At 73.6% G+C, this 26202-nt stretch carries 18 protein-coding genes; 11 read left to right on the plus strand and 7 right to left on the minus strand.

All coding sequences use genetic code 11. The features are described 5' to 3' along the window. Positions 1–323: 323 nt before the first annotated feature. Positions 324–1793, plus strand: coding sequence for a serine/threonine-protein kinase (locus tag ACZ4W5_RS29260; RefSeq protein WP_465657877.1), 1470 nt, complete (start codon positions 324–326; stop codon positions 1791–1793). An 18-nt stretch (positions 1794–1811) separates the two neighbouring features. Here ACZ4W5_RS29260 and ACZ4W5_RS29265 read toward each other — a convergent pair whose 3' ends face one another. From ACZ4W5_RS29265 to ACZ4W5_RS29275, 3 genes are all read right to left on the minus strand, one after another. Continuing rightward, positions 1812–2000, minus strand: a complete 189-nt coding sequence (locus ACZ4W5_RS29265; protein ID WP_465657878.1) for a hypothetical protein — start codon at positions 1998–2000, stop codon at positions 1812–1814. Between the two features lie 16 nt (positions 2001–2016). Beyond that, positions 2017–2946, minus strand: coding sequence for an alpha/beta hydrolase (locus tag ACZ4W5_RS29270; RefSeq protein ID WP_465657879.1), 930 nt, complete (start codon positions 2944–2946; stop codon positions 2017–2019). Positions 2947–3401: 455 nt separating this feature from the next. Beyond that, on the minus strand, positions 3402–6125 hold the full coding sequence (locus ACZ4W5_RS29275) for an ATP-binding protein (RefSeq protein WP_465657880.1): 2724 nt from the start codon (positions 6123–6125) through the stop codon (positions 3402–3404). A 471-nt stretch (positions 6126–6596) separates the two neighbouring features. Between ACZ4W5_RS29275 and ACZ4W5_RS29280 the strand changes: the two genes are divergently transcribed. Both ACZ4W5_RS29280 and ACZ4W5_RS29285 read left to right on the plus strand, forming a co-directional pair. Then, entirely contained in the window at positions 6597–7046 is a 450-nt protein-coding gene (locus tag ACZ4W5_RS29280; protein ID WP_465657882.1) for a peptidase inhibitor family I36 protein, read from the plus strand. 133 nt (positions 7047–7179) lie between these two features. After that, a complete protein-coding gene (locus tag ACZ4W5_RS29285) occupies positions 7180–10869 on the plus strand; it encodes a hypothetical protein (RefSeq protein ID WP_465657884.1) in 3690 nt (1229 codons plus the stop codon). A gap of 161 nt (positions 10870–11030) precedes the next feature. Here the strand turns inward: ACZ4W5_RS29285 and ACZ4W5_RS29290 are convergent, their stop codons facing one another. Together ACZ4W5_RS29290 and ACZ4W5_RS29295 are read right to left on the minus strand one after the other, a co-directional pair. Continuing rightward, positions 11031–12770: an ABC transporter ATP-binding protein gene (locus ACZ4W5_RS29290; protein ID WP_360240013.1), complete on the minus strand. Its 1740-nt coding sequence runs from the start codon at positions 12768–12770 to the stop codon at positions 11031–11033. Then, positions 12767–14551 carry an ABC transporter ATP-binding protein gene (locus ACZ4W5_RS29295; protein WP_465657886.1) on the minus strand — a complete coding sequence of 595 codons (1785 nt, stop codon included), beginning with the start codon at positions 14549–14551 and terminating at the stop codon, positions 12767–12769. The genes ACZ4W5_RS29290 and ACZ4W5_RS29295 overlap by 4 nt, the downstream gene beginning before the upstream one ends. A gap of 274 nt (positions 14552–14825) precedes the next feature. On the opposite strand from ACZ4W5_RS29295, the gene ACZ4W5_RS29300 reads away from it, so the two are divergent. The 8 genes from ACZ4W5_RS29300 to ACZ4W5_RS29335 all read left to right on the plus strand — a co-directional run bounded on the left by ACZ4W5_RS29300 (position 14826) and on the right by ACZ4W5_RS29335 (position 24153). After that, positions 14826–14984: a hypothetical protein gene (locus ACZ4W5_RS29300; RefSeq protein ID WP_360240007.1), complete on the plus strand. Its 159-nt coding sequence runs from the start codon at positions 14826–14828 to the stop codon at positions 14982–14984. Positions 14985–15100: 116 nt separating this feature from the next. Continuing rightward, positions 15101–15910, plus strand: coding sequence for a hypothetical protein (locus tag ACZ4W5_RS29305; RefSeq protein WP_465657888.1), 810 nt, complete (start codon positions 15101–15103; stop codon positions 15908–15910). A 52-nt stretch (positions 15911–15962) separates the two neighbouring features. Then, positions 15963–16757: a hypothetical protein gene (locus ACZ4W5_RS29310; RefSeq protein WP_360240001.1), complete on the plus strand. Its 795-nt coding sequence runs from the start codon at positions 15963–15965 to the stop codon at positions 16755–16757. Continuing rightward, positions 16754–17884, plus strand: a complete 1131-nt coding sequence (locus ACZ4W5_RS29315) for an insulinase family protein (protein WP_465657890.1) — start codon at positions 16754–16756, stop codon at positions 17882–17884. Before ACZ4W5_RS29310 ends, ACZ4W5_RS29315 begins: the two co-directional genes overlap by 4 nt. Next, positions 17875–19077 carry a peptidase M16 family protein gene (locus ACZ4W5_RS29320; RefSeq protein WP_465657892.1) on the plus strand — a complete coding sequence of 401 codons (1203 nt, stop codon included), beginning with the start codon at positions 17875–17877 and terminating at the stop codon, positions 19075–19077. The genes ACZ4W5_RS29315 and ACZ4W5_RS29320 overlap by 10 nt, the downstream gene beginning before the upstream one ends. A 96-nt stretch (positions 19078–19173) precedes the next feature. Continuing rightward, positions 19174–20394, plus strand: coding sequence for a cytochrome P450 family protein (locus ACZ4W5_RS29325; RefSeq protein ID WP_465657893.1), 1221 nt, complete (start codon positions 19174–19176; stop codon positions 20392–20394). Between the two features lies 1 nt (position 20395). Then, on the plus strand, positions 20396–23158 hold the full coding sequence (lanL, locus tag ACZ4W5_RS29330; RefSeq protein ID WP_465657895.1) for a class IV lanthionine synthetase LanL: 2763 nt from the start codon (positions 20396–20398) through the stop codon (positions 23156–23158). Between the two features lie 8 nt (positions 23159–23166). Then, the gene (locus tag ACZ4W5_RS29335) at positions 23167–24153 is read left to right on the plus strand and encodes an LLM class flavin-dependent oxidoreductase (RefSeq protein ID WP_465657897.1); all 987 of its coding nucleotides are present in this window, start codon (positions 23167–23169) and stop codon (positions 24151–24153) included. A 783-nt stretch (positions 24154–24936) separates the two neighbouring features. Here ACZ4W5_RS29335 and ACZ4W5_RS29340 read toward each other — a convergent pair. Both ACZ4W5_RS29340 and ACZ4W5_RS29345 read right to left on the minus strand, forming a co-directional pair. Further along, the gene (locus ACZ4W5_RS29340) at positions 24937–25476 is read right to left on the minus strand and encodes a hypothetical protein (RefSeq protein WP_465657899.1); all 540 of its coding nucleotides are present in this window, start codon (positions 25474–25476) and stop codon (positions 24937–24939) included. Then, positions 25445–26092, minus strand: a complete 648-nt coding sequence (locus ACZ4W5_RS29345; RefSeq protein WP_465657900.1) for a hypothetical protein — start codon at positions 26090–26092, stop codon at positions 25445–25447. The genes ACZ4W5_RS29340 and ACZ4W5_RS29345 overlap by 32 nt, the downstream gene beginning before the upstream one ends. Between the last annotated feature and the right edge of the window lie 110 nt (positions 26093–26202).

Genomic DNA, 26202 nt, shown 5'->3' on the forward strand with positions numbered 1-26202 from the left:
GACGCCGGGCCGGGCCTCACCGAGGAGCAGGCCCAGCGGGTCTTCGACCGCTTCTACCGGGTCGACGCCTCCCGCAGCCGCGACAACGGCGGCGGGGGGGGGGTCGGGCTCGTCCCTTCCCCCCCCCCCCCCCGCCCGCTCACCGGCCCCGCCAGGTGGAGAGGGACCCGTCAGGGAGCGCCGGCCGGTCCGCGATCTCCTGGACCGTGCTCGCCGACCCGCAGGAGTACGAGTTCTGCCTCCTCACTCCCTGCTGACCGACTCCGGCCCCTGATCGTTCGTTTCCGTTCGACGGCCGCCGGTGATGCGTTAGGTTCCGTGTCGTGACTGACAACTTCGGGCGCCTGCTGGCCGGGCGGTACCGGCTGCGCGACGTGCTCGGCCGGGGCGGCATGGGGACGGTCTGGCGGGCCCACGACGAGCAACTGGACCGGGAGGTGGCCGTCAAGGAACTGCGGCTGCCCGAGGGCATGGAGCCCGCCGAGCGGGAGTCGTGGATCGGGCGGCTGGACCGCGAGGCCCGTGCCGCCGCGAGGCTCAAGCACCCCGGGGTCATCACCGTCCACGACCGGGTGGCGGGGGAGGACGGGCTGCCGTGGATCGTCATGGAACTGGTCCGCGGGCGCTCGCTGGACGACCTCCTCCAGGAGGAGGGCTCGCTGCCGCCCGAGCGGGTCGCGCGCATCGGTCTGCAGGTCCTGGAGGCACTGCGGGCCGCTCATGCGGCGGGCATCACCCACCGGGACATCAAGCCCTCCAACGTGCTGCTGGAGGGCGAGCGCGTCGTCCTGACCGACTTCGGGATCGCCGCCGTCGAGGGCGACCTGACGCTGACCCGCTCGGGCGCGCTCCTCGGCACGCCGGCCTACATGGCCCCCGAGCAGGTCCGTGGGCTCCCGGCGACGGCCGAGTCCGACCTGTGGGCCCTGGGCGCGACGCTCTACACCGCCCTGGAGGGCCGTCCGCCGTTCGCCGGTGCGGGCGCCGGGGCCGTGTTCCTGGCCATCGTCACGGAGGAGCCGAAACCGGCCGCCCACGCCGGGGCGCTCGCACCGCTCCTGACGGGCCTGCTCCGCAAGGCGCCCGCGGACCGCCTGACGGCCGAGGCCGCCCACGAGCTGCTCTCCGGACGCGCCCTCGACACCAAGCGCCTCCCACGGGACTGGGCGCCGCCCGCCGCCTCGCACCCGACGCCGGGCACCATGCGCCTGGCGCCACCGGTGGAACGGCACACGCGAACCCGCCGCGCGCTCCTCGCAGTTGTCCTGGCGGCTGCCGTCGCCGTTGCGACGTGGAAGCTGTGGCCGGAAGCGGCATCCGACGCCGGGAGGACTGCGGCCACCAGTGCGCCCACCACGACCGTCAGCAGTGCCGGCACCAGCTCCAGCACCGCGCCCGCGCCGACTCGGACGCCGACCCCGACCCCGGTGCGCACGCCGACCTACACGCCGAAGCCCGCCGTCCCGACGCTCGACCGTGCGGCCGTCGACCGGGTCTTCCAGGTGTACATGAACGGCCTGGCCAACCACGACATGACGGCCCTGCGCAGCGGGACCTGCCCCCGGCTGCGCTCGACGCTGCTCGGGTTCGCGCTCAACGGCTACTACGTCGCGCGCTGGCAGCTCCAGCCGTACGACATACCCGTCGGGACGGACCAGCTCAGCGTCGAGGCGACGGTCACCCAACAGGACCCGAACACCGGGCGCCCGGCGGGCGACGTCAACTACCAGTGGATCGTCGAGCGGGACGCGAACCAGAACTACTTCGTCTGCGGCTGGCTCAACCAGCGCTGACCGCCGCCTGCGGGCATGTCAGGCCGGCCGCTCGGCGAGCCGCGCACGGCAGCAGCCGGCGCGCAAGTGGTCGTCGGCGTCGGTGTCGCGGCGCGTCCCGCGGCTGTGATCGCCGTTGTCGCCGACGCCGCGCGTGGCCTGCTCGCGCCGCAACGCCGCAGCGATGAGCAGCCGGCCGGGGCGACTGATCGCGCTGTGACGAGTCACCCACGTGGGGAAACCGTCAGTCGGTGACGCCGGCCAGATGGCGAGCGAAGTACGCGGTGAGTTTGCCGACAGCGGGGTCGATGTACTCGGCCTTGTCGTAGAGGTCGACGTGGCTGGCTCCGCTGATCCAGTGGATCTCCTTGAGGCCCGTGGCACGCTGGTGTGCCTCGATGGCCATCCAGGCGGTGACTGCTCGCTCCCCGATGATCTGGAGGATTGGGCGGGGGCCGATCAGCGGGATGGCGAAGAACGGGTCGTAGCCGGCAAGCCGGTCGACGCTCTCCCAGGCCAGGAATTTGGCGGACCGCTCGTGCGCGCCACGCGTGGTGCAGTAGTACTCGAACCCCTCGACCCCGTGCTCACCGCCCAGGGCGCGTGCTTGCTCGGCGGTCTGCGGGAACATCGTCATCACGCCGGGCTCCTCCCCGCGGGCAGCAGCGGTACGGGCCCGGGCGGCTTCCACCAGCAGAGTCCGGAATACAGCCGGGTCCTGGCTGCCGTCGGCCCCCAACCGGAACTGGCGTGAGGGGTCGGCGGTGCTCACTGTGGCCACCGCCCGCACCCGACTGTCACCGCTCGCGGCAGCCAGTGAATACCCGCCCGAGGCACAGATACCGAGCAGTCCGATCCGCTCTGCATCGACCTCCTCACGGGTGAGCAGGTACGACACCGCGGCCTTGAAGTCCTCCACCCGCTGGGCCGGGTCCTCCAGCCCTCGCGGAAGGCCGCCGGACTCGCCCTGGTAGGCCGCGTCGAAGGCGAGGGTGACGAATCCACGCTCCGCAAGCTGTCGCGCGTAAGTGCCGGAGGTCTGCTCCTTCACTCCTGTTCCAGGGTGACCGACCACCAGCGCAGGGAGCGGACCCTGGGCAGCGTTGTCGGGGATGTACAGGTGTGCGGCGACTCCGATGCCGGCGCTGTCGAAGCGGACGTCCGTCCTGGGCATTGGGCGGATTCTCCTGTCAGTCGGGGGTGCTTGCATTCCCTCGCCAGTCGAGGGCTGCCTGCGGTTTCCGGAAGCGGGTTGCCTTGTCGTTGTGCTCGCGCCGGGAGGGCCTCGGCCACCCCTGGCCACGGCTTTCCAGATGCCCTGCCCGCCCCCGCGGAAGGTCCTGCCACCGGGCGGCCGGGCTTTCCCGTCCACTGTGCCCCTGGGCGCTGCAGCGGCACCTCAGTCATCTGACGTCGGCTGCCTTTTGGGTCATGCCCCTCCCGCGACAGCTGGCTGGGAGCACCGGCCACGCGGATCACCGTCGCCGCCGTTGATGTTCCGCCGTTGTCTGAGTCCTTGCCGTTGCTGGGGCTGGAACTGGAGCCGTAGGCTCGGGCGGCCTGCGATGGGGGCCGTCGTGTGTTCGGCTGCCAAAAGACCCGTGGGCATCGGCGATCACCGCATGGCGGTCACCGCTCCGACAAGGCGCCGTCGATCTCTCGACGGGAGGAGATCCCCAGCTTGGCGAAGACCTTGCGCAGGTGCCACTCGACCGTACGAGGGCTGAGGAACAAATGTGCGCCGATCTCCACGTTCGGGTGCCCTGCGGCCGCGAGGCGGGCGATCTGCGCCTCCTGCGGGGTCAGGACCGGCGCGCCGACGGTCCGCTTGCGCACCGTCTCACCGGTGGCGAGCAGCTCACGCCGGGCCCGCTCGGCGAACGCCTCCATGCCCATGCGCGCGGCCGCCTCGTACGCCGCCCGCAGCTCGGTACGGGCCTGCGCGCGCCGGTTCCGGCGGCGCAGCCACTCCCCGTACAGCAGTCGGGCCCGGGTCTCGAACACGCCGAGCCCGCCGCGGCCGAAGTGGTCGACGGCCTCGCGGTAGCGGTCTTCGGCCCGCTCGGGTGCTCCGGTCAGGGCGTCGGCGACCGCATGCGCGCCCAGGGCCCAGGGCGTGCCGGCCCGGCTCCAGTCGGCGAGCCGCTCGCGCGCCTCGGCCGCCACGGCCGGCTCGCCGGCCCTGGTCGCGGCCTCGACCAGCTCGCTGCACGTCCAGAAGTGCACCACGAGGTCCTTGTGCCCTCCCCCGCGCAGCGCCGCTTCCATGGCGAGCGGATAGTTGCCCAGGCCGTTGTGGAGCACGGCCCTCTCGCACGCGGCTACGCGGATCAGCCGGCCCAGGCCACGCTGCTCGCCGTCCCGTTCCATGGCCTCCAGCAGTTCCAGGGCCTCTCGCTCCCGTCCCCGGTACGCGCCGATCAAGGCCGCCGTGGCCGTGCGCATCGCCACGCCGGTGGCCGTCTCCATGGCTGCGGCCTCGGCCAGCAGGTCTTCGGCTTCGGAGAGACGCCCCGCATGGCCCAGCGCGCCCGCCCGGTAGGGCAACGCCGTCGAGAGGACCGACAGCGTGCCCGTCGTCCGGGCGAAACGGACCGCCCGATCGGTGACGTCCAGCCATGCCTGGAGATCGCCCAGCTCCGCGGCGGCGTTCGTGGCCGCCCACAGGACGGACGGCTCCTCCTCGTCGGTGAGGGAGCGCAGCGCCCGCGCCAGTAGCGGGAAGGCGGCGGCCTGCCCGTGTGTGGTCCATGCGACCAGGGCACGGAGGAAGATTCCGGCCGGCTCGTCGCCGGGTGTCAGGCCACGAGCGACCTCGGCCGCTCGCCGTATTCCGCCTTCGTCGTGCGGCCAGGCCCAGATGGCCGCGTCGAACGCCGCGAGGCAGGTCTCCCGCGCGACAGCCGGGTCGAGGTCCCTGAACTGGCACGCCGCGTCGAGCAGCGGCTGCACCGCGCCCTTCCCCGAGTCGGTCATGGACGACGCCTTGGCCCGCAGCCGGCCTGCATGGGCCTGCTGCAACCGGTCCAGCGGCCCCAGCTCCGCGGCGGCGAGCAGGTCGGGCACCCCGGTCGGCAGGCCGGCGGCGACGTTGGCCGCTGCGGCCGCCAGTGCGCGCCGCGCCCGCTCCTTCCGGTCGGGGGTGAGCGCGGCGGCCCGTTCCAGGAAGGAGGCGGCGGCCGCCCGGCCACCGCGCGCCAGGGCCCGATCGGCGGAGCCCTCCAGTGCGGTGGCGACCTGCTCGTCCGGCCCGACCGCGGCATGGGCCCGGTGCCAGGCCCGCCGGTCGGGGTCGCGCTCGGTGTCGGTGGCCTCGGCCAGGGCGCGGTGCGCCTCCCGCAGCTCGGCGGGCTCCGCGCCCCGCCAGACGGCGGAGCGCACCAGCGGGTGCCGGAACCGCACCGAGGCTCCCAGCGTGATCAGGTCCGCGGCCTCGGCTGCCGCCGCTGCCTCCGGACCGACTCCCAGCAGGCGCAGAGCCTGCCACAACAGCGGCCCGTCGCCGACCGGTTCGACCGCCGCGACCAGCAGCAGGGCGCGGGTGTCGCCCGGCAGCGCGTCCACGCGCCGACGGAAGCCGTCCTCGAGTCGGGTCGCCAACGGGCCGGCGCCGGGCCCGCCGAAGCCGAACGCCAACTCCGCCGGCGACAGGCCCCGGGTCAACTCCAGCAGGGCGAGCGGATTCCCGCTGGTCTCGGCGACGATCCGGTCCCGCACCCGGGCGTCCACCGGCCCCGGCAGCACGCCGTCCAGCAGCGCCCGGGCGTCGGCGTCGGCCAGCCCGCCCAGAGGAAGGTCCGGCAGACCGGAAAGGCCCTCGTCCTCTGCCTTCCCGTCAGTGATCCGCTCGGCGAACACCAACGCCACCGATTCCGCGTCCAGCCGGCGACCGACGAACGCCAGGATCCGCCGGGACATCAGGTCCAGCCACTGCGCGTCGTCGACCAGGCACACCAGCGGAGACCGGGCCGCCGCCTCGGCGAACAGGCCGAGGACCGCCATCCCGACCAGCAGCATCTCGGGCGGGTTCCCCGCGCTCAGGCCGAACGCGACCCGCAGCGCGTCCTGCTGTACCTCCGGCAGCCGGTCGAGGTGCGACAACAGCGGGGCGCACAGCTGTTGCAGAGCCGAGTACGCGAACTCGGCCTCGGCCTCAACGCCGGCCGCACGCACGACCTGCCACTGCCCCGCCTGACCGGCCAGATGGTCGAGCAGCGCCGACTTGCCGACGCCGGCCTCACCCCGCAGCACCAACACCCGGCTGCGCCCGTCGCCCACCTCGCGCAGCAGACTGGCCAGCACGTCCAACTCCCGGGCGCGCCCGAGCAGCTGGTGTTTCGCGCGCTGCGGCATGGCTCCTCCGGTACGGGTTCCTCCCGGAGGAGCTACACCCATCCTACGAAGAGCGGCGCCGGCCGAGCCGCACGGGTCCGGTCGTCCCCGGCCGTCCCCGGGCCGGTGGCGCGGGAGGTACGGACACGGTGCGTCCCTTCGGGGCGGGCGTGCGTTCTCCGTCGTCGGTTCCGCACCACCGTTCGACATCGGTTATTTGACGGTACTTCCGCTCCGTCAAGCCCGAACCAGGCCCGCTCACCCCCCGGCCGTGGCTCACCGCCCGACGTGCCACCGACGCGATCAACCAGTCGGCTCTCGCAGTCAGATGACTGATGTGCCGACGCGCGGCGGTGAAGCACGGTTGGCCAGCGGTTCCGCTCGATGCGTCGTGCCCCCCCTGCCCGAACGTACCGCTCGATGGCCGCGCGTAAGCAATGTCACCCAGCCTGTATCGGCTCTACAGACCGACCCCCGAAAGCGAGTTCCACCATGGCCCGCACATCCCTCCGGCTGAAGTCCGCCGCCGTCGCGACCGCCCTCGCCGGCGCGGCGCTGATCGCCACGGCGGCTCCGGCGTCCGCGGCGAACCCGCCCTACGACGGCTGCCCCGCGTGGGCGCTCTGCCTCTACCAGCACGAGGGCGGGACGGGTTCGAAGGCGATCGTCACGCCTCCCCCGGCCGGCGGCAACGCGGCGATCGTGCGCCTCACGCAGGTCCACTTCCTGAACGGGGAGATCGCCGACAACCAGGTGTCGTCCTGGATCAACAACTCGCAGTGCTCGGTCAAGTTCATGGACGACCCGTACGGCGAGCTCCACCCCTCCGACCTGGACTACACCGAGACGTGGCACTGGGGTGCGACGGCCGACTACGGCACCGGAAGCTCCAAGTACTACGTCAACGACCGGATCTCCTCCCTCCAGTTCTGGTGCCCATAGCAGCAGAGCCCGGTCCGGGAGCGGTGCCTGACGGATCCGCCCCGCTCGCCACTGCCCCCGGAACCCGCCCCCGGAACCATCCGATGACACGGAAGGAACTCCCATCAAACGTCTTCGACCAGCGGCCGCGCTGTTGTCCGGCCTGCTGCTCTCCCTCACCGTCCCCGCGCTCGCCTCGGCTGCGCCCGTCCTCGAAGCGGCAGCCCCCGCCACCGCGGTGACGGCCGGCCCCGGGGCCGACGGCCCGGACCTGAGCTTCGCCAACCGCACGTCGCCGCCACCCGGGATGCCGGACTGGTCCCGCGTGGGCTTCCGGGGCGGCCAGCAGCTGCCCAGTGACGGTGACCTGACCGACGATCCCGGTTGCCGCATCACCCCGGACGTGCTCGCCGCCCGATACGGCGTGCGCGCGAACGACGGTGCTGACGACACCGCCGGGCTGCAGAAGGCCATCGACGAGGTCAAGGCCAACTGCTCGCCGAACGCCAACTTCAACCGGCTCTCGCTCATCTCCCTGCCGGCCGGGCGGATCGACGTGTCCCGGCAGATCTACGTCGACGCCGACTACCTGGTCCTGCGCGGGCAGGGCTCCGGCGACGGCGGCACCCGGCTGGTGTTCCGGCCGGACGTCAACACCCGCTACGACACCCTGGTCAACGGCCGCTGGGACCAGGACAGCATGAAGGCCGGCAGCGGCAGCGACGTCGGCACCGGCGGCTGGATCTGGCCCGGCCGCGGCCTGTTCCGGGTGCAGACCCGCGACATCGCCGACCGCTACCAGGACGACTGGGCGGCCGCCCCCACCAACCGCAAGGACATCTTCGAAGGCAGCGTCAACCAGCACTGGGCCTCCGGCATCAAGGTCGCCGCCCCGGCCGCCGACCCCGGCTACGCGGCCCGCCAGGGCCAGAGCACCGTGCAGCTGGACGCCAAGGCGGACATGAAGAAGTTCTCCCCGGGCGGCTACGTCTGGGTCGGAGCGGCCAACAGCGTCAAGTTCTACGAGCAGCAGGGCGTGTCCGACCGCAGCCAGATGGACAACCTGCACATGCGCCAGCAGATGTTCCGGGTCAACTCCCTGGACGCGGCGGCCAAGACCGTCACTCTGGACCGCCCGCTGGAGTGGGACCTGCCCGTCGACTCCACCTCCGACGGCTCCCCCGCCCTCGGCGACAAGCCGTACGCCAGCAAGGTCACCCCGCTCAAGGTCGTCCAGGGCGTCGGCTTCGAGGACTTCGCCTTCACCCAGGACATGAACGGCCTGCCCGAGCTCGGCGGCGGCACCTACCAGCTGACCCCCGACCAAGCCGTGCACAACTACGGCAACATGGCCCCCGAGTACGCGATGCACGGCATCGTCCTCAAGTGGGCCGCCAACGACTGGGTACGCGGTCTGAAGGCCGAGATGACCGGCTCGCACCCGATCGTCACCGAGGACGCCCGTAACCTCCAGATCGAGCGCAACAGCTTCGACGGTGCCTGGAACAAGGGCAAGGGCGGCAACGGCTACCTGCGCGGCAGCCGCGTCTGGGACTCGCTGTACGCCTACAACCTCAGCCGCAACCTGCGCCACTTCACCTTCCAGTGGTCGGCCAGCGGCAACGTCGCCTTCCGCAACGACCTCGACTCGGACCTGAACCTGCACGGCGGCTGGGAACACGACAACCTCTTCGAGCAGAACAAACTGAGGGTCCCGTACGAGCACCGCTCGGGCAGCTGCCAGACCAACTGCGGTGGCGAGGGCGGCGAGGTCGACGAAGGCACCTGGTACCCGATCTGGTGGGCGGCCGGCCCCAAGGCGGTCAAGTGGTCCGGTTCCTCGGGCCCGCAGAACGTCTTCCACGACAACACGATGGTCAAGCAGACCACACCGGGCGGGGCGTACGAGCCCTACGCGCCCTACGGCACGCAGTCCGGCACGGCCTTCCAGTTCGGCTCCGCCACCGGCGCCCCCGACCGGTTCCAGCCGCTGAGCCAGGACGGCCAGGCGATCCCGGACTGGGGCGGCCGGGAGACCCTCGACTACACGAACAAGGGTGTCGTGCCCCTCGACACGGGCAAGCGGCCGTCGCTGTTCCTGGCGAGCACCGGCGGACTCGAACCGCGCGACGACAACACGCGCAAGGTCGCCACCTGGAACATGCAGGGCGCCGACACCCCCGACGCCAACGGCAACAAGTACGCCAACGACCTGCCGCAGCTGTACGGGAACGGCTTCGGGCAGGCCGGAGCCGACGTCATCGCCCTGCAGGAGGCCGGCGCTCCGCCCCGCGGCGCCACGTTCCTGGGGGACATCGCGACCGCCAACACCCAGTGGTTCGACAACGGTGGATTCACCGTTCCGGTCCAGGAATACCGGATCGGCAGCGCCGCCCGGCCCACGGGGTTCCTGTACTGGCTGCACACGGACACCAGCCCCAGGCCGGGAACGGTCGGGCGGGTGAACATGGCCGTCTTCAGCCGCACCCGGGTCGACCGCAACGGCGTGTACACCACCCGGGAGGGCAGGATCACCGACGGCACGGACTCCCGGCCCGCGCTCGGCATCAACGTCGGCGGCGTCGTCTACTTCTCGGTGCACGGATCCTCGGGCAGCGGCAGCGACGACCCCCAGCTCCTGCACAACATCCGGGAGCAGTTGAGGGGCACCGACCTGCCCTGGATCGCAATGGGCGACTACAACCGCGCCGTGGACAGCCTGCAGGCCGCGATCGCCCCGGACTTCACCATCCACTCCCAGCAACTGCCCACGCGCCCGACGCCGCTGGTCACCACCACCGCGGCTCCCTCGACCATCGACTACGCGGTCGTTCCCACGGTCCAGGCGCAGCCCAGCGTCACCGGAGCCGTGCGGGTCAACCTGACCACCTCGGACCACTACCCCGTCGTCTTCACCCTCGCCAACCTGCCCGCCCAGCAGGCGCCGGCGCAGCAGCAGGCCGCGCAGGCCGTGCCCGCCCAGGTCGTGGTGCGCAGCGCCGCCACCACCAACGTGGCCGGCCCCTCCGGCACCAGCCACGTGGTCGCCGATCAGCCGATCGACCAGGCGAACCTCCCGTCGCAGGTGTTCAGCCTGACGCCCGACCCCGAGTACCCCGGCTACTACCGCCTGTTCCACGCGAACGTTCCCTTCAGCGGCCGCTACCTGGGGCAGGAGGGCGGCGCCCGAAACGCGCGGACGGTGCTGTGGCCGAACGCGGCACTGGACCAGCTCTGGGCGCCGGTCGACCAGCTCGACGGCACCTGGACCCTGCAGAACTACGTCACCCGGCAGTTCCTCACCGACGTCGGCAGCGGCCAGGCGCTGGCCGGCCGCGACTACGACGGCTCGGCCGCCCAGCGCTGGTTCCTCCAGGACCCCCGCGAGGCCGCGGGCCTCAACGAGATCGTCTCGGGGGACAACGGGTCCCAGCCCTCGGCGCTCACGGTGGACGATCTGGAGACCGCGCCCCACCCGCTGTTCTTCGCCCCGAACGGGCACAACGGCAACCAGCGGTTCGGTACGGTCTCCGCGGGTCGGATCGGCTCGGACGCCTGCTTCTACCTGGTCAACCAGGGGCAGTACGTCAACTCGACGGCGGCCCATCCGGGGCAGCCGCTGGACGGCAGCGCCGTCACCATGGGCGGCTTCCGCCCCAACGACGACGGCTACCTGTGGTGCGCGACACCCGACGGCTCGAACGGGACCCTCCTGACCAACCACACCACCCCCGTGGAGCAGCTGAACCTCACCCGGAGCGCGTCCTCCGACGTGGCGACGATCAGCAGCCCCGCGTCCACCGCACCCAAGCTCCACTGGAGCTTCCTGCCGGTCACCGGCTGACCCCCGTGGCGCCCGGCCTCCCCCGGGCGCCACAGCATCTCCCCACCTCCGGCCGCTCTCCGCGGCCGGCCCCGAGCGCCCGCCCCGCCGGCTGCAGCGCGAAATTCGCCGTCGAGGGCTTCTCCGAGGTACTGACCGGCGAGAGCGGCGGGCCGGGCCGGTCACGGCGACGGGTGGGCGAGGTGGAGACGGGCGTAGGCGCCGTCGACGGCGAGGAGTTCCTCATGGGTGCCCTGTTCCGCGATGCTCCCGTTCCGCAGGACGAGGATGGTGTCGGCGTCACGGACGGAGCCGAGGCGGTGGGCGATCACGAAGGTGGTCCGCCCGCTCCGCAGTGCCGTCAGGGCCTCGCGGACGAGTTCCTCGGTCCGGGCGTCCAGCGCGCTGGTGGCCTCGTCCAGCACGAGGACGGCCGGGTCGGCGAGGAAGGCGCGGGCGATGGTGATCAGCTGCCGTTCACCGGCGCTGAGGCCCGGCTCCCCGTCGTCCCCGCCGATCACCGTCCGGTAGCCGAGGGGCAGGGTGCGCACGAAGTGGTCGGCTCGGGCGGTACGGGCCGCCGCCTCCACCTGGGCCGGGCTGGCGCCGGGGCGACCGTAGGCGATGTTCTCCTCGATCGTGCCGTGGAACAGCCACGGGTCCTGGAGCACCAGGCCGACCCGGGAGCGCAGGTCTGCGCGGGTCATCGCCGCGGTGTCCACGCCGTCCAGGAGGATGCGGCCCGCGCTCGGCTCGTGGAAGCGCAGCAGCAGGTCCGCCAGGGTGCTCTTCCCGGCGCCGGTGGGGCCGACCACGGCCACCGTCCGCCCGGGCCGCACCTCCAGCGACAGCTCCTCGATCAGCGGGCGGTCCGGGGCGTAGGAGAAGCAGACCCGCTCGAACGCGACGGCGCCGCGCGACGCGGCGGGCCGTTCGGGCCGGGGCGGGTCGGGCGGCTGCTCCTCGGTGTCGAGGAGGTCGACGATCCGCGTCCCGGCCGCGATTCCGGCCTGGACCAGGGCGGTGAGCCCCGCGAGCTGGGCCATCGGCTGGTTGAACTGGCGGACGTACTGGACGAACGCCTGCACCTCGCCGACGGTCATGCTCCCGGAGGCGATCCTCAGGCCGCCGACCACGGCGACCAGGACGTAGCCGAGGCCGCCGAGGAACACCGTCACCGGTTCGACGGAACCGGCGAGCAGCTGGGCACCGGCGGCGGCGTCGCGCAGATCGGCGTTGTGGCGGTCGAAGTCCCGGGTGGCGGACTGTCCCCGGCCGAAGGCCCGGAGTTCGGCGTGGCCGGTGTACATCTCCTCGACGTGGGCGGTGAGAGCCCCGGCCGCCGTCGCCTGGGCGGTGAAGCGCCGCCGCGCCCGTCGGGTGATCGCCCGGGTGGCGAGGGCCGTGACCGGGACGAGGGCGAGGGTGAGCAGGGTCAGTTCGGGGGAGAGCAGGCACGTCATCACGAGGACGCCGGTGATGGTCACCAGCGAGTTGACGGTCTGTCCGACGACCTGGTGCGCGGTCTGGGCGACGGTGTCGAGGTCGTTGGTGGCCCGGCTGAGCACCTCCCCGCGCGGTTGGGCGTCGAGGAAGCCGAACGGGAGCCGGGCGATCTTGGTCTGGAGCCGTTCGCGCAGCCGGGCGACGGCACGTTCGACGGCCAGGACCGCGAGCCGGACGCCGAGCAGGTTGAGCAGCGCGGCGGCGGCGTGAACGGCGAGGACCAGCAGCAGGAGGCGGCCGAGGGCGGTGAAGTCGAAGGGGCCGGGGGTGTCGGCGAGGAGCAGGTCCGTCGCCCTGCCGAGCAGCAGCGGGCCCGACACCGCGAGGGCGGCCCCGGTGGCGCAGACGGCGAGCGCGGCGGCGAGGGTCAGGCGCTCCTCGTGGAAGAGGGCGGCCAGCCTCCGGACGGCGGTCATGCGCGGCCTCCGACGGGCGCGGTGCGGTCGGCGGCGGCGTCGGGTGGCGGCGCGTCGCCGTCGACGGACGGTCGACTGCGCGCCAGTGCCCGGTAGGTGGCATTGCCGGCGAGCAGCTGGGCGTGCGTGCCGGTGCCCACCACCCGCCCGGCCTCCAGCACCACGATGCGGTCGGCGTCGCGAACGGCGTCGGCCCGTCGGCCGGTCAGCAGAACGGTGCGGGCCGTGTTCGCCCGTGCCAGCGCGGCCAGCAGGGCGGCGGCGGTGGCCTGGTCCAGAGCGGAGGCCGGGTCGTCCAGGAGCAGGACGGCGGGGTCCGCGACCAGGGCGCGGGCGATCGCCAGCCGCTGGCGCTGCCCGCCGGACAGGTTGGCGCCGCTCTGCCGGACCGGCGCCAGCAGGGCGCCGTCCAGGTCCTCGACGAACGCGCGGGCCTGTGCGGTCTCCAGGGCCCGCCACAGCTCGTCCTCGGTCGCGCCGGGGCGGCCGAGCCGCAGGTTGTCGGCGATCGTGCCGGAGAAGAGCGTGGGCCGTTGGGGCACGACGGAGACGGTCCCGGTGAGGGCGGCCGGGGCGAGGTCGCGGATGTCGACGCCGTCGATCCGGACGGTCCCGGTGGTGGTGTCGTGCAGCCGCAGGACCAGGTTCAGCAGGGTGGACTTGCCGCTTCCGGTGGGGCCGACCACGCCGACCGTCTCGCCGGGCGCGGCGGTGAGGCCGACCCCGGTCAGCACCGGGTCCTCGGCGTCGGGGTGGCGGAAGCCCGCGTCGCGGATCTCCAGGCGTCCGCCGCGCAGGGGCGCGCGCACCGGCTTCCGGGGCTGCGGGACGGAGGCCGCGGTGTCCAGGACTTCGAGGATCCGTTCCGCGCTCACCTCCGCCCTCGGCAGCGCCACGAACAGATAGGCGGTGAGGGCGACGGCGCTCAGCACCTGGGAGAGGTAGCCGAGGAAGGCGATCAACGCGCCGGCGCTCAGCCCTCCCCCGGTGATCCGGTGGCCTCCGATCCACAGCACGGCCACCCCGGCACAGTTCAGGACCAGGCCCGACAGCGGCGACATCAGGGCCATCAGCCGACCCGTGCGCAGGGACAGGGACAGCAGCTCGCCGTTGTGGACCGCGAAGCGGCGTGCCTCGTCCTCCTCGCGGGAGAAGGAGCGCACCACCCGCTGACCGCCGATCTGCTCGCGCAGCACCCGTGCTGCCTCGTCCAGCGCCGTCCGGCCGCCGCGCAGAAGGGGGCGCATCCGCCGCACCGCGAATGCCGTCGGCACTCCGAGCGCGGGGACCACCAGCACCAGCAGCGCGGTCAGCGCGGGGTCCTGGCCGTACGCGAGGACCACCCCGCACACCAGGGTCAGCGGTGCGGCGACGGTGACCACCAGGACCAGCAGCACCAGGGCCTGGACCTGCTGGACGTCGCCGACGGTCCTGGTGACGAGCGAGGCGGCGCCGAAGCGGGCGACCTCCCGCGGGCCGAGCGACCGCACGTGCCGGAACACCGAGGCCCGCAGGTCGTGCGCGATCGCGGCCGCGACCCTGCTGCCGATCAGCAGGACGCCGCCGGTGCAGGCGACCTGAACGGCGCTCAGCCCGAGCATGGCCCCACCGGAGCGCAGGATCGCGCCGGTGCCGCCGGAGGCGACGCCCTGGTCGACGATCGCGGCGTTCAACCGGGGCAGCGCCACGGCCGCTGCGGTCTGGACGAGCTGGAGCAGCAGCAGGAGTCCGACCGGCCGTAGGTGCAGGCGCACACGGGTGCGCAGGAGCCTGAGCAGCATGACGCACTCCTCATTCGTGGCCGGTATCCGGCGGACGACGGGGGGATCCCCGGAACCGCCGTCCGGACCAGGTGAGTTCCCCCCTCTCTATTCGTTTCAACGGGCACGTACCGCCACCGGGTTCAATACGCCCCGGAGAAGTTGGTCACACACCATGAGACTTGTTTTCGGAGCTGCCCCGAGGACACGATCTAGTCGCGGCCGGGAATCGGAATCGGAATCTCGGCCACACACCGCAGTACGTCATCTCACCCTTCTGAACGGAGAAATGAGCATGGACAAGGATCTGCAGAACGAGAACCTCCGCGTGGACGCCATCGTCGACAGCCTCCGGGCCATCGACGCCACCGTGGACGGCGAGGAGAGCCTCGCCGCGGCGCAGGCGGGCGCCACCTGGCCCGACGGCGGCACCTCGATGCGCACCACCATCTGAGACCGCTCCTGACGCCGTGACCGGGCCGGTTCGTCAGGACCGGCCCGGTCACGGCGGGGTCGTCGCGGCCCCGCCCCGACCGTCGTCCAGCTCCCGGAGTGTCGAAAGCGAGCGCCATGAGTGCCGGAACCAGCGAACGGACCGAAGCCGGCCGACGGCCCGGAACCGGCGCGGCAGGCGGAAGCGCCCCCCTCGACTGCGGTGCCATCCTCCGCCGTTACCGGGACCTGGCCGCGGCCATGGGCGACCGTTACGGAGCCAGATCGCAAGCGGTGGTGTTCGTCCGTTACGAGGAACTGCTCACCGTCCGCTCGATGCTGTTGTCACGGCGTGGCGACCCGGTCCTCGAATCCCGGCTCGACGAATTGCGCACCCTGGTGCAGGAACTCTATACCGCGAGCGCGCCGTCGAATTCCGTGGAAACTCCCTGGAGAACCCTGGTGAGCGAATCGCCGCCCGTGGTGGAATACAGCCGGGCCCATTTCGACAGCCGTTACCGGGCGGTGTCCGGACGGGTCATGGCGGACACCGTGACGGTGACCGGCGCGCGGCAGGCCTTCGAGCGCCTCGCCCCTCGGACCTGCTTCATGTTCGCCGTCACCGACGAGGGCGAACTCCGCGTCTGGAACCGGGCGTTCGAACTGCACGACCTCGCCTTCGGCCGCAACCGCGCCACCGTGGACGGCGTGCCGGTCGCCCACCCGATGCTCGTCCCGGAACGGCTGCGGGTCCGCGCGGCCGGAGAGGTCCTCCTCCTCGGCCGCGACCGGGTGGAGATGGTCGTGGCGAACACCAAATCCGGGCACTTCCGCCCGCCGCCGCAATCGGCGGCGGTGATGCGCGAGGTGTGCCGCTCGGTGCTCGGCCTCGCCGACCGGGACATCGACGTCTTCACCCTCTTCACCTCGGCCGACACCAACCGATGAGCCGACGGCCTGCACCGCCCGAGGACCCGACGACCGGCAGAGGAGACAGCCAGTGACCGAGGCGACCAGCGGCACCGCCGCCGTGACTCGCGTGCCGCCCGCCGTCCGGCGGTCCGTCGGCACCGAGTACGAGTTCAAATGGCGCCTGGACCCCGCCGAGGCACGGTCCGCGCCCCTGGACCTCCTGACGGACGGCCTCTTCGACCGCCACCTGACCTCCTGCTCACCGCCGGTGACGGTCACCCAGTCGACCATGTACGCCGACGACGCCGACTTCGGCCTGACCCGCGCCGGGCACTCCCTGGGCTGCGTGGTCAACTCGGGCCGGGCCTCCTCGGTCGCCTGGCTGCGCCTGAAGCAGACCGTCCTGTGGGACGGGCGCCGGGACTGCCTGGAGGTCAGCGAGAAGGTCGACCCCGCCCGGGTCGGCGCCCTGCTGAACGACCCCGCCGTACTGCCCGTCGGCCACCTGCGCCGGTACGGCATGGCCCGAGGGCGCCTCGCCCCCGTCGGCGTGCTGACCCAGGTGCGGCACAAGCGCACCGGCGCCTTCCGGGAGATCCCGGCCTGGCTGGCCTACAGCGTCGACCTGGTGGAGTTCCGCTCCCCGCAGGACGGCGTCGCCCCGCTGGGCCGGTACGCGTGCCTGGAAGTGGAGGTCAACGACTCCACACCGGACGTGCTCGCCCTGCTGGACGAACTGGCCGCCGGACTGGACGGGCTCCTCGGCGGCCGCCGGGAACGGCTCACCAAGGGGCAGCTCGCCGCCCTGGCCGCGAACCCGGGCCGCTTGACGGTCCAGGACCTCGCCCCCGGGCCCGGCACGGCCCCGGAGCACCGCTCGTGAGCGCCGCCCCCGACACGGGCCGAGCGGTGATCGTCGACCTGCCGCACGGCCCGGCCGACGACCCGCAGGACCGCGCGGGCCTGGCGGCGCTCGCGGCACGCCACCTGATGGACCCCCGGGCGGGCGGTCCCGGCACCCTGGCCCGCGCGAGGGTCTGGCACACCCGCCACCAACTGGCCCCGCACTGCTCCTCGTTCGCCTTCTGGTCCGGCGTGGACGACGACCTCGCGGAGGTCGGGACGGCATTCGCCCTGGCTGCGCCGCCCGGGGCCGACCGCCTCCGCGAACTCGTCGCCGCCCAGCTGCGCCTGGCGACCGCGTACCGCGACGACCCGTACACCCGGCTGCTGGACCTCCTGGAGGCCACCGCCACGGGCGCCCCCGACCGGCCCGCGCTCGGGACGGAGCAGAGCCTGGCCGCGATCGGACCGCAGGACGTGCGGGCGTACCTCGCCGCCAACTGCGGCGACCGGGCCGTGACCCACCGCAGCGCGGGCGACGACGCGCCCGCGCCCGCGCCAGGGGCCGTGCGACAGCCGCGACCGCGGCACTGGCACGGCGGCCGGCGCACGGTCCCGCTGCCCGGCGCCGTCGTCCGGGTCGCCCTCGCGCTGCCGGTGGACCCGCCCGCGCCCGGCGCGCTCGAGCTGGCCGTGGAACTCCTCGGCAGCCACGGCCTCGGCGGACGCCTCGCCCGCGCGCTGCGCGGCGAACGCCCGCTGGCCTACGGGCTCGGCGCCTTCCGGCTCGGCGGACCGGACGGCCGGGGCACCGCGGCGCTCGCCGTCCAGGCCCAGGTCGCGCCCGAGCACGCGCGCGAGGCGCTGCACCTGCTGCGGGAGACCGTCCACTCGGTGCTCTCCGGACCCGTCCCGGAGGCCGAACGGCGGGACGCCTCCGCACGGCTGCGCACCGCCCTGCTGTCCCAGGTCGACCAGCCGTTCGGCGCCGTGGACGAACGGCGCCGCCGACTGCGCGGCGAGCCCGAACTGACCGCGCTCGCGGCGGCGGTGGGGGAACGGGCTCTCGACGGTCTGCTCCCGTCCGTGGCGGCAGGGCTGACACCGGCGACGGTGGCACTCGGCGCGGTACCGGAGGACTTCCTGGAGAGTGGGACATGGGCATGACCTCGGTGGACCTCGGCGGACTGCGCGTCCGCCTGCTGGAACGGCCGGGAGCACGGACCACCGGCGCGGTCCTGCTGGTGCGCGCCGGCTCGGCCGACGACCGCCCGGCGGCCCTCGGCGCCGCACACCTGGCGGAGCACCTCCGCATCGCCGCCGGGCCGCCGGGGCCGGCTTCGATGCCGCCGGTGCGCGGAGTCACCGACAACACCACCACCCGGTTCAGCGCCGTCAGCCTGCCCGAGGACGCCGCTGCGCTCGCGGCCCGCCTCGCCGGCCTGCTGGGCACCTCCGACCTGGCCGACACCGTCTTCGAGGCCGAGCGGCAGGCCGTCCTGGTGGAACACCGCCAGGCGGCCGCCAACCCCCTGCTCGCCCTCGGTCCCGCCGTCGCCGACGCCGCCCTCCCCGGCCACGGCCTGGCCGCCACCCGGTGGGCCGACGCGGACGCGCTCGCCCGGCTCACCCCGGCTGACACGGCCGCCTTCACGGACCGGCACTACCGGCGGGCCGTGGCCGGCCTCGCCCTGACCGGGCCATCGCTGGACCCGGACCGGATCCTGGCGGCGATCGACGCGGCGGCCCGCCCGTCGCCGCCGGCGGCCCAGGGGGCCTACGAGGCCTACGCCGAATCCGACGCGGCCGACGCGGCCGACGCGGCCGACGGACCGTCCGAGGACCGGGGGCGGCGGGGCGGACACCCTCTCGCGCTCTCCCCCGAACTGGACGGACTGGTCCTCCTCTCCCTGACCTGCGACGCCGCCGCCACCGACCACCTCACCGCCCTGCTCGGCCCCGAGGGCACCGCCCCGGCGGCGGCCCTGCGGCACGGCCACCCGGTGCTGGGCCGCACCTCCCTCACCGGTCGCAGCCCGTCCGGGCGGGCCGTGGCCGTCCACGTCCTCTGCTGGAGGGCCGGAGCGGACGCGGACCGGCTCGCCGACAGCCTGGCCGCCGGGGCCCCCGCGTACCGGGCCGCCGCCACCGCCCCTGAGGCCCTGGCCAGGGCCTCGCTGCGCCGTCGGCAGGAGGACGCCCACGCGGCGCGGACCCCGCTCGGTGCCGCCGCCGCCCTGCTGGGGGAAGCCCCCGACGGGCCTGCGTCCCCGGCCCCGCCCGCCCGGCAGGCTCCGCCCGCCCCCGAAGGCCTCGCCCTGTGGCGGGTCGACCGCGGGGTCCTGCGCCGCCACGTCTGAGGACCGGCCCCGGCCACCGCCACGCCCTGACCCGCCGCCATGACCTGCCGCCCTGACCAGCCGACCGGCTCAGCCCAGAAGGAAGGCCCCACCCGCATGTCCACCGGAACCGACCAGCACCCCGTCGTCGACCTGGGCCCCCGGCGCCGCACCCTCGCCACCGACCCGTACGCGGTCCTCGAGGAGCTGCGCGCCCAGGGGCCGGTCCACCGGGTCCGGCTGCCCGACGGCAGCGTGACCTGGCTGATCGTCGGCTACCAGGAGGTGCTGGCCGCCCTCAAGGACCCGACCCTGAGCAAGAACTGGTACCGGGCGACCGGACAGCTCGGTCCGAACGTCATCGGAACCAACATGCTCACCGCCGACCCGCCGGACCACACCCGGCTGCGCCGGCTGGTCTCGCGAGAGTTCTCGGCCCGGCGCATCGAGTCGCTGCGCCCGCACGTCGAGGCCGCCGCCGCCGAGCTGATCGACGGCTTCCAGCACGCCGGATCGGTCGAACTCGTCGAGGACTTCGCCATGCCGCTCTCCCTCGGCGTGATCACCGACCTCCTCGGTGTGCCGTTCCTCGACCGCGAGGCCTTCCGCGCCTGGACCGCCGACATCATCGTCCCGCCCGAGGACCCCGCCCGCGAGGGGCAGGTGCTGGAGGAGATCACCGCCTACCTCGACCAACTGATCGAGACCAAGCGCCGACAGCCCGGCGAGGACCTGCTGAGCGCGCTGATCCGCACCATGGACGAGGACCACGACCGGCTCGGCCACGAGGAGCTGAGGGCCACCGCCTTCCTCCTCCTGCTCGCCGGTCACGAGACCACCCTCAACCTGATCGCCAACGGCGTGTACGCGCTGCTGAGCCACCCCGCCGAACTCGCGGCCCTGCGCGCGGACTGGTCGCTGATCGACCAGGCCGTGGACGAGGTGCTGCGCTGGGAGGGCTCGTTGACCTTCGCGACCAACCGGTTCACCACCGAGCCCTACCGGGTGGGGGAGACCGTCATCCCCGGCCGGGGCGCCAGAGTCCTGGTCGCGCTGGGCTCCGCCAGCCGGGACCCGGAGCAGTTCCCCGATCCGGACCGCTTCGACATCAACCGCCCGCCCCGGGCACACCTCGCCTTCGGCCACGGCATCCACCACTGCCTCGGTACGCCCCTGGCCCGGCTGGAGGGCGCGGTGGCGATCCGAGCCCTGCTGGAGAGGTTCCCCGATCTCTCCCTGGAGATCGAACACCCCACGTGGCGGCCCAGCATGATGGGGCGGGGGATGTCCGTCCTGCCGCTGGCGTTCAGCCCGCTCACCCGGGCCGGGAGCCGCTGAGATGGACTACGACGACCTGGTGCGGGGCCTCCTGGCGACCGACCCGGCGGGCTGCTGGCAGCTCGTGCCGGGCGACTACTGGTGCCGGGTCAGCCCCTCCCGCTCTCACACCCGGGCCCAGGGCTGGAAGATCCACGTCTCCGCGGTGCCCGCTGACGCCGAGGAGGTCCTGCGCAGGACGGGCGGCGCACTGATCGCCCGGTCCGTCCCGTTCAAGTACGTCGGCACGGCCGAACTGCTGCGCGCGTCACTGGGGCGGCAGAACGACCCGTCGGCGAGCGGCAAGTTCCTCACCGTCTACCCGGCCACCGACGAGCAGTTCACCCGGCTGCTGGACGAGCTGCACAGCCTGCTCGCCGGACTGCGCGGCCCCCGCATCCTCTCCGACCGGCAGTACCGGGGCGGGCTCGTGCACTACCGGTACGGCGCGTTCACCGGCCACAGCCGACTCGACGACCACGGGGTGCGCCAGGAGCTGATCCTCGCGCCGGACGGCTCCCTGACACCCGATCTGCGGCGGGGCTGGTACACCCCGCCCGCATGGGCCCGCGACCCGGTGGCCCGCCGCCCCGAGGACGCACCGCCGGCGGAGGCACCGGGCCAGCAGGCGCAGCAAGTGCAGCAGGCCCAGCAGGCGGACACGACGGACGAGGCGATGGCCCACCAGCCGACCGGCACCGACGAGGCCACGATCGGAGGCCGGTACCGGGTGACCGCCACCATCCGCCACACCAACCGGGGCGGCGTCCACCGTGCGGTGGACACCCGCACCGGCCGTCCGGTGGTGATCAAACACTGCCGGGCCTGGGTCGAGCCGCAGCCCGACGGCACCGACACCCGCGACCTGATGCGGCACGAGGCCGCGATGCTGGCCCGCCTCGCCGGAGCCGTCCCCGTGCCCGAACTCGTCGACCTCCTCGAACTGGGCGACAACCTCTTCCTGGTGGAGAGCGAACTGCCCGGCCGCCCACTGCGCGAACTGCTCTTCCCGGCCGAGGACGACGCCGAACCGCTCGCCGAGGAATCGGTCGTCGAGCTCGCCGTACAGCTGATCGAACTCCTGCGGGCCGCCCATCGCCACGGCGTCGTCATCGGCGACGTCACGCCCGACAACTTCCTCCTCGCCCCCGACGGCCGGCTCCGGCTGATCGACCTGGAAGGCGCCGCCGAGACCGGGACACCCATCGCCCGCCTCACCACCAAGGGCTACGCGCCGCCGGAGAAGCTCACCGCCGACCCCCGGGCCGTCCTCCTCGCCGACGAGGCGATGGACCGCTACGCCGCCGGCGCCATCCTGGAATCGCTCGGCCTCCAGCGGCCCCGGGCCGCGGGCACGGGCGAGCGGCCCACGGGCGCGCCGAGCGCGCTGGACCTGCTGGCCGGCCGCTCCCGGGCGGCGCGGCGGCTCGCCCCGGCGGTCCGGGGGCTGACCGCGGCCGATCCTGCACGGCGGTGGAGCTGGGAGCGCGCCCTACGGTGCCTGCGCCCGGCAGCCGGCACCGGCGCTCGCGCAGTCCCCGCCGACGCCCCCGGGCCCTCCGGCGCGCCCCCCGGCCTCGACGGGGACCGGCTCGTCCACGACGCCCTGCTCTCCGTGCTGAACGCCCTGCGGCCCCGGGAGGCGGCCCTGACCGAACCGCGCGGCTCCAACGGCCGCTACGACCCGCGCTCCGTCCAGGCCGGAGCGGCCGGGGTCACCGGCGTCCTGCTCCAGGCCCGGCGCGCCCTGCCCCGGATGCCGCCGGACCGGGCCGAGGCCCTCGCCGGCCCGCTGGACGACGCGCTGGTCCAGGTCGACCGCTGGTGGGACCGCAATCTCGGCGCCCCCGGCCGCCGCCTGCTGCCCGGTCTGTACAACGGCTTCGCCGGGGCCTGCTGGGCCGCCGCCGACGCCGCCCTCGCCACCGACGACCCCATCACCCTCCGGCACGCGCTGGACCTCAGCGAACAACTCCCCACCCGCTGGCACGTCCCGACCATCGCCCACGGCGTCGCGGGCACCGGGGCCACCCTGCTGCACCTGTGGCGCTCCACCGGCGAGACCGCCCTGCGCGACCGCGCCCGGGAATGCGCCCTGCACCTGGCCGAGACCGCGCTGCCCGACGGCTCCGGCGGCCTCCACTGGCCGGGTGGCACCGGCGGACCCACCGCGTACCACGGCTTCGCCGTCGGCACGGCCGGGATCGGCTGGTTCCTGCTGACAGCCGCCGACGCCCTCGGGGAGCCGGAGCTGACGGCCGTCGCCCGCCGGGTCGGCGACGGACTCGTCGCCGCGGCGCTCACCCGCGCGGTGCCGGGCGACCCGTCCGACGCCCCTGCCCTCGCCGCCTGGTGGCCCGAAGGGCCGGACGGAGGCCCCCGGCGCCACGGCTGGTGGGCCGGCCCGGCCGGAATCGGCGCCTTCCTCCTGGAACTCGGCCGACGCACGGGCGAACAGAGCCACGCCGACACCGCCCGCGCCGCAGCCGTCGCGGTCGCGCACTCCGCCGCCCGAGCCCCCCTCGGCGCCTTCTGGGGCCTGGCCGGGGACGGCCAGTTCCTGCTCGACGCGGGCGCGGACCGCGCGGCCGACCTGTGCACCGCGCTGATCGGGTCACACGCCGGACTCGACGAGCGGGGAGCCCTGACTCTCGGAGACAAGCACGACTTCGCCGCGGGCGTGCCGGGCCTCCTCGCCCACCTGCTGCGCCACCGCTACGGCACCCCGGCGCCCTGGCTGCTGCCCTCCCCCGCGCTGCCGTCCTCCCCGGCCGGGGAGTGGTGACCGCCACCATGACCGAATACTCCGTCTTCGTCCCCTTCGACCCCCAGCGCGGCGATCAGATCCTGCCCTTCGCCGCCCTCACCCAGTGGAGCACCGCGCACCGCCTGTGGCAGGGACAGGGCAGCGGCGGCGACCCGTACCAGATGTTCGCCGTCGCCGCGGCCCACGGCTTCCGCACGCCCTGCGGCACCGGCGTCGCCCTGATGCCCTCCCGGCACCCCTTCGACGCCGCCCTCCAGGCCCGCACCCTCGCCCTCACCACCGGTCACCCCGTCACCGCCTGCTTCGGACCCGGCTCCCGCGCCCTGCAGCGCCGCATGCTCGGCGCCCCGTACGCGAGCCCGCTGACCGCCGCCCGCGAATACCTGACCATCGTCCGGGACCTCCTCCACCGGGGCAGCGCCGACCTGCACGGCGAGTACTTCGCCTGCGACGCCGAACTCGCCCCGGTCCCCGGCCCGCCGGTCGAACTCGGCCTCGGTGTGCTGCGCCCGGCCATGGCGGAACTGGCCGGAGCCGTCGCCGACGTGGCGGTCACCTGGATGACCCCGGCGGCCTACCTCGCCGGGACGATCGTGCCCGCCCTGCGGGCCGGTGCCGCCGCGGCCGGACGCCCCGCGCCCCGGCTCACCGCGATCGTCCCGCTCGCGCTGGAGCGTCCCGGCCGCCGCGCCGCCGACCTCGCCCTCGCGGGCAACGGCCACCACCTGCGCGCCCCGCACTACACCGCCATGCTCCGCCGCGCGGGCGTCGCGCTCCCGGCAGAACCGGGCGATCCCTCCGCCGCCGCGGCGGCACTGGTCCGGGGCGGCGGCTTCCTGTACGGGAGCGGTGCGGAACTCGCCGACCAGCTGGCCGGGTTCGAACGTGCGGGAGTGGACGAGGTCGTTCTCAATGTGACCGGGGTCGCCACCGCGTACGGCCGCCGGGCAGCGCTCGACGAACTGCGGGACATCCTGGTGGCCCTCACGGCACCACGGCACCACCGTCCGTAGCCCGCCCCGAAGCCCGAACGCCTACCCGGGCACGCCGCGGGTCAGACCCGCTCGTAGTGCGCGAGGTACTCCGCGAGCCCGTCGTCCATTCACTCGTCGCTTCAGCCCGCGGTTCCGCGACCTGGACGACCAGCGGTTCCGGCCGGCCACGATGCCCCCTGCCGGGCACGCGCTGCGTACCCGTCCCCGGAGGGGTCCAAAGCCATGGTCCACGTCGCGATGATCAACCCCATGACCCGCCGCCTCACCGGCGAGAGCACCCCCGGCTGGCGCGGAACCCAGACCCCAGACTCAGGGACGAAACGCCCGGTCAGAACGCCAGAGGACCGTCGCCCACGCGCCGGAGAATGAGCATGCCGACCGCCCGTCCGGGCACAAGGGGCCCCAGGAACGGGGGTGACCGGCACGCTCCCGGCCGCCGGCCCGGGCTGGCGGTCCAGTGTCAAGATCCCGTCAGGGTTTGAGCACCCCACCCTGTCGAACGCCCACCCCTTCATCCGCGCGGGATCGCGTTCCGCGCTCGCGCACCGCCACTTTGCGGCCCCATCGCCCTTCGCTGGACCAGCCTCAGCCCTTCGCAACGTGCTCTGTCGCAAGCGAAGTGACGCGGCGCCCTCTTTCGAAGCGACGCCCCGACCTCGGCCCGCCCGTCCTCTCTTCACGGAGGTCATGTCGCCGTTCGGCGTTACGATCTCTCGTCAGTCACATAACAATCGGTTACGAACAAGTTCCGGTTGGTGTCGAGCGCCATGGGGGACGAGGCATGTGTCAGAGGCTGAGCTGTCACACCTCGGGGTCGCGGAGGACGAGGAACTCGTCTACCGATCCGCGCTGTGTTCGCCGGGCCTGGGTGTCGAGGCTCTCGCGCTGGCGGTCGGGATGGGCGTCGGCGAGCTGCGAGCGGTCCTGGAGCGGCTCGAAGCGTCCGGGATGGTTACCGTGACCGATGGCCAGGGCATCACGGCGATGGACCCGTTCGTGGTCACGGAACGGCTTGTCGAGTCCAGACTCGCCTCGCTCCAGTCGGAGATCCAACGTGTCATCGCGTCGCGACACGTGGTCAACGTCCTTCTCGATGATCAGCGGAAAGGCCGTCGACAGTCCGCGCCGGACGAGGTGGAGCGAGTCGAGGGCGCCGACCACGTTCGGGCCCGCATCGACGAGCTGGCCTTCTTCGCCCACCACGAGCTGCTGTCCGTCCAGCCGAACGGCCCGCTGTCCGCCGCCGCCATCGAAGGCGCGAAGGAAGCCGATGAACGGGCGCTGCGCCGCGGTCTGGTGATGCGGACCATCATGCGGACGGATGCTCTGGACGACACGCAAACAGCGGAGTATCTGGCCGAGCTGAACGCAAGAGGTGCCCGGATCCGCACGATGGACGGCCCCCTGGAGCGGATGCTGGCCCGGTCGACGAGTCGCCGGGCGGGGCCCAGTTCGTCCTGCTCAGCTGGAGGCGGCGGCGGGTGATGTCGCTGATGCGGTGTTCGTCGTAGAGGCGGTGGAGTTCGGTGCTCTGGACGGCGATGACCTCGTGGCGCAGCTGGCGGTAGGCGGCGTCGGCAGTGGTGCCGTCCGGAGTCTCGGCAGTGCGGTCGAGGCGGGCGGTGAGGCCGCGGCGGACGCGGTCGACGGCGGTGTCGGGCATCGCTTCCAGGGTGGCGATGTGGTCGACGTGGTCGAGGGCGGCGCGGTTGAGGGCGTCGCGGGCGTCGTCCTCCTCCCGGGCGGTGTGTTCGGGTTCGAGGGCGAGGCCGGAGCGGTTGACCACGGCGGCGAGGGTGAGGCCCTGGACGACGAGGGTGAAGACGACGACGGCGGTGGTGGTGAGCACCAGGACGAGCGGGCGTCCGGCCAGCTTGCTGCCGTCGTCGGTGACCAGTGGAATCGAGAGAGCGGCGGCCAGCGGCATCCCCTGAGCCGACCAGGCTTCCCGGCACACCTGCGGTAATTTTATCGGGACATTAGCGGGGGAGTGGCAGGGCATATTCGCACCTCACCGGGAGCACGCTCGGCGCACACAGGGCGCAACCGCCTCAGCCGGTCTCCCGG

Source organism: Kitasatospora sp. NPDC029367, assembly GCF_055569135.1.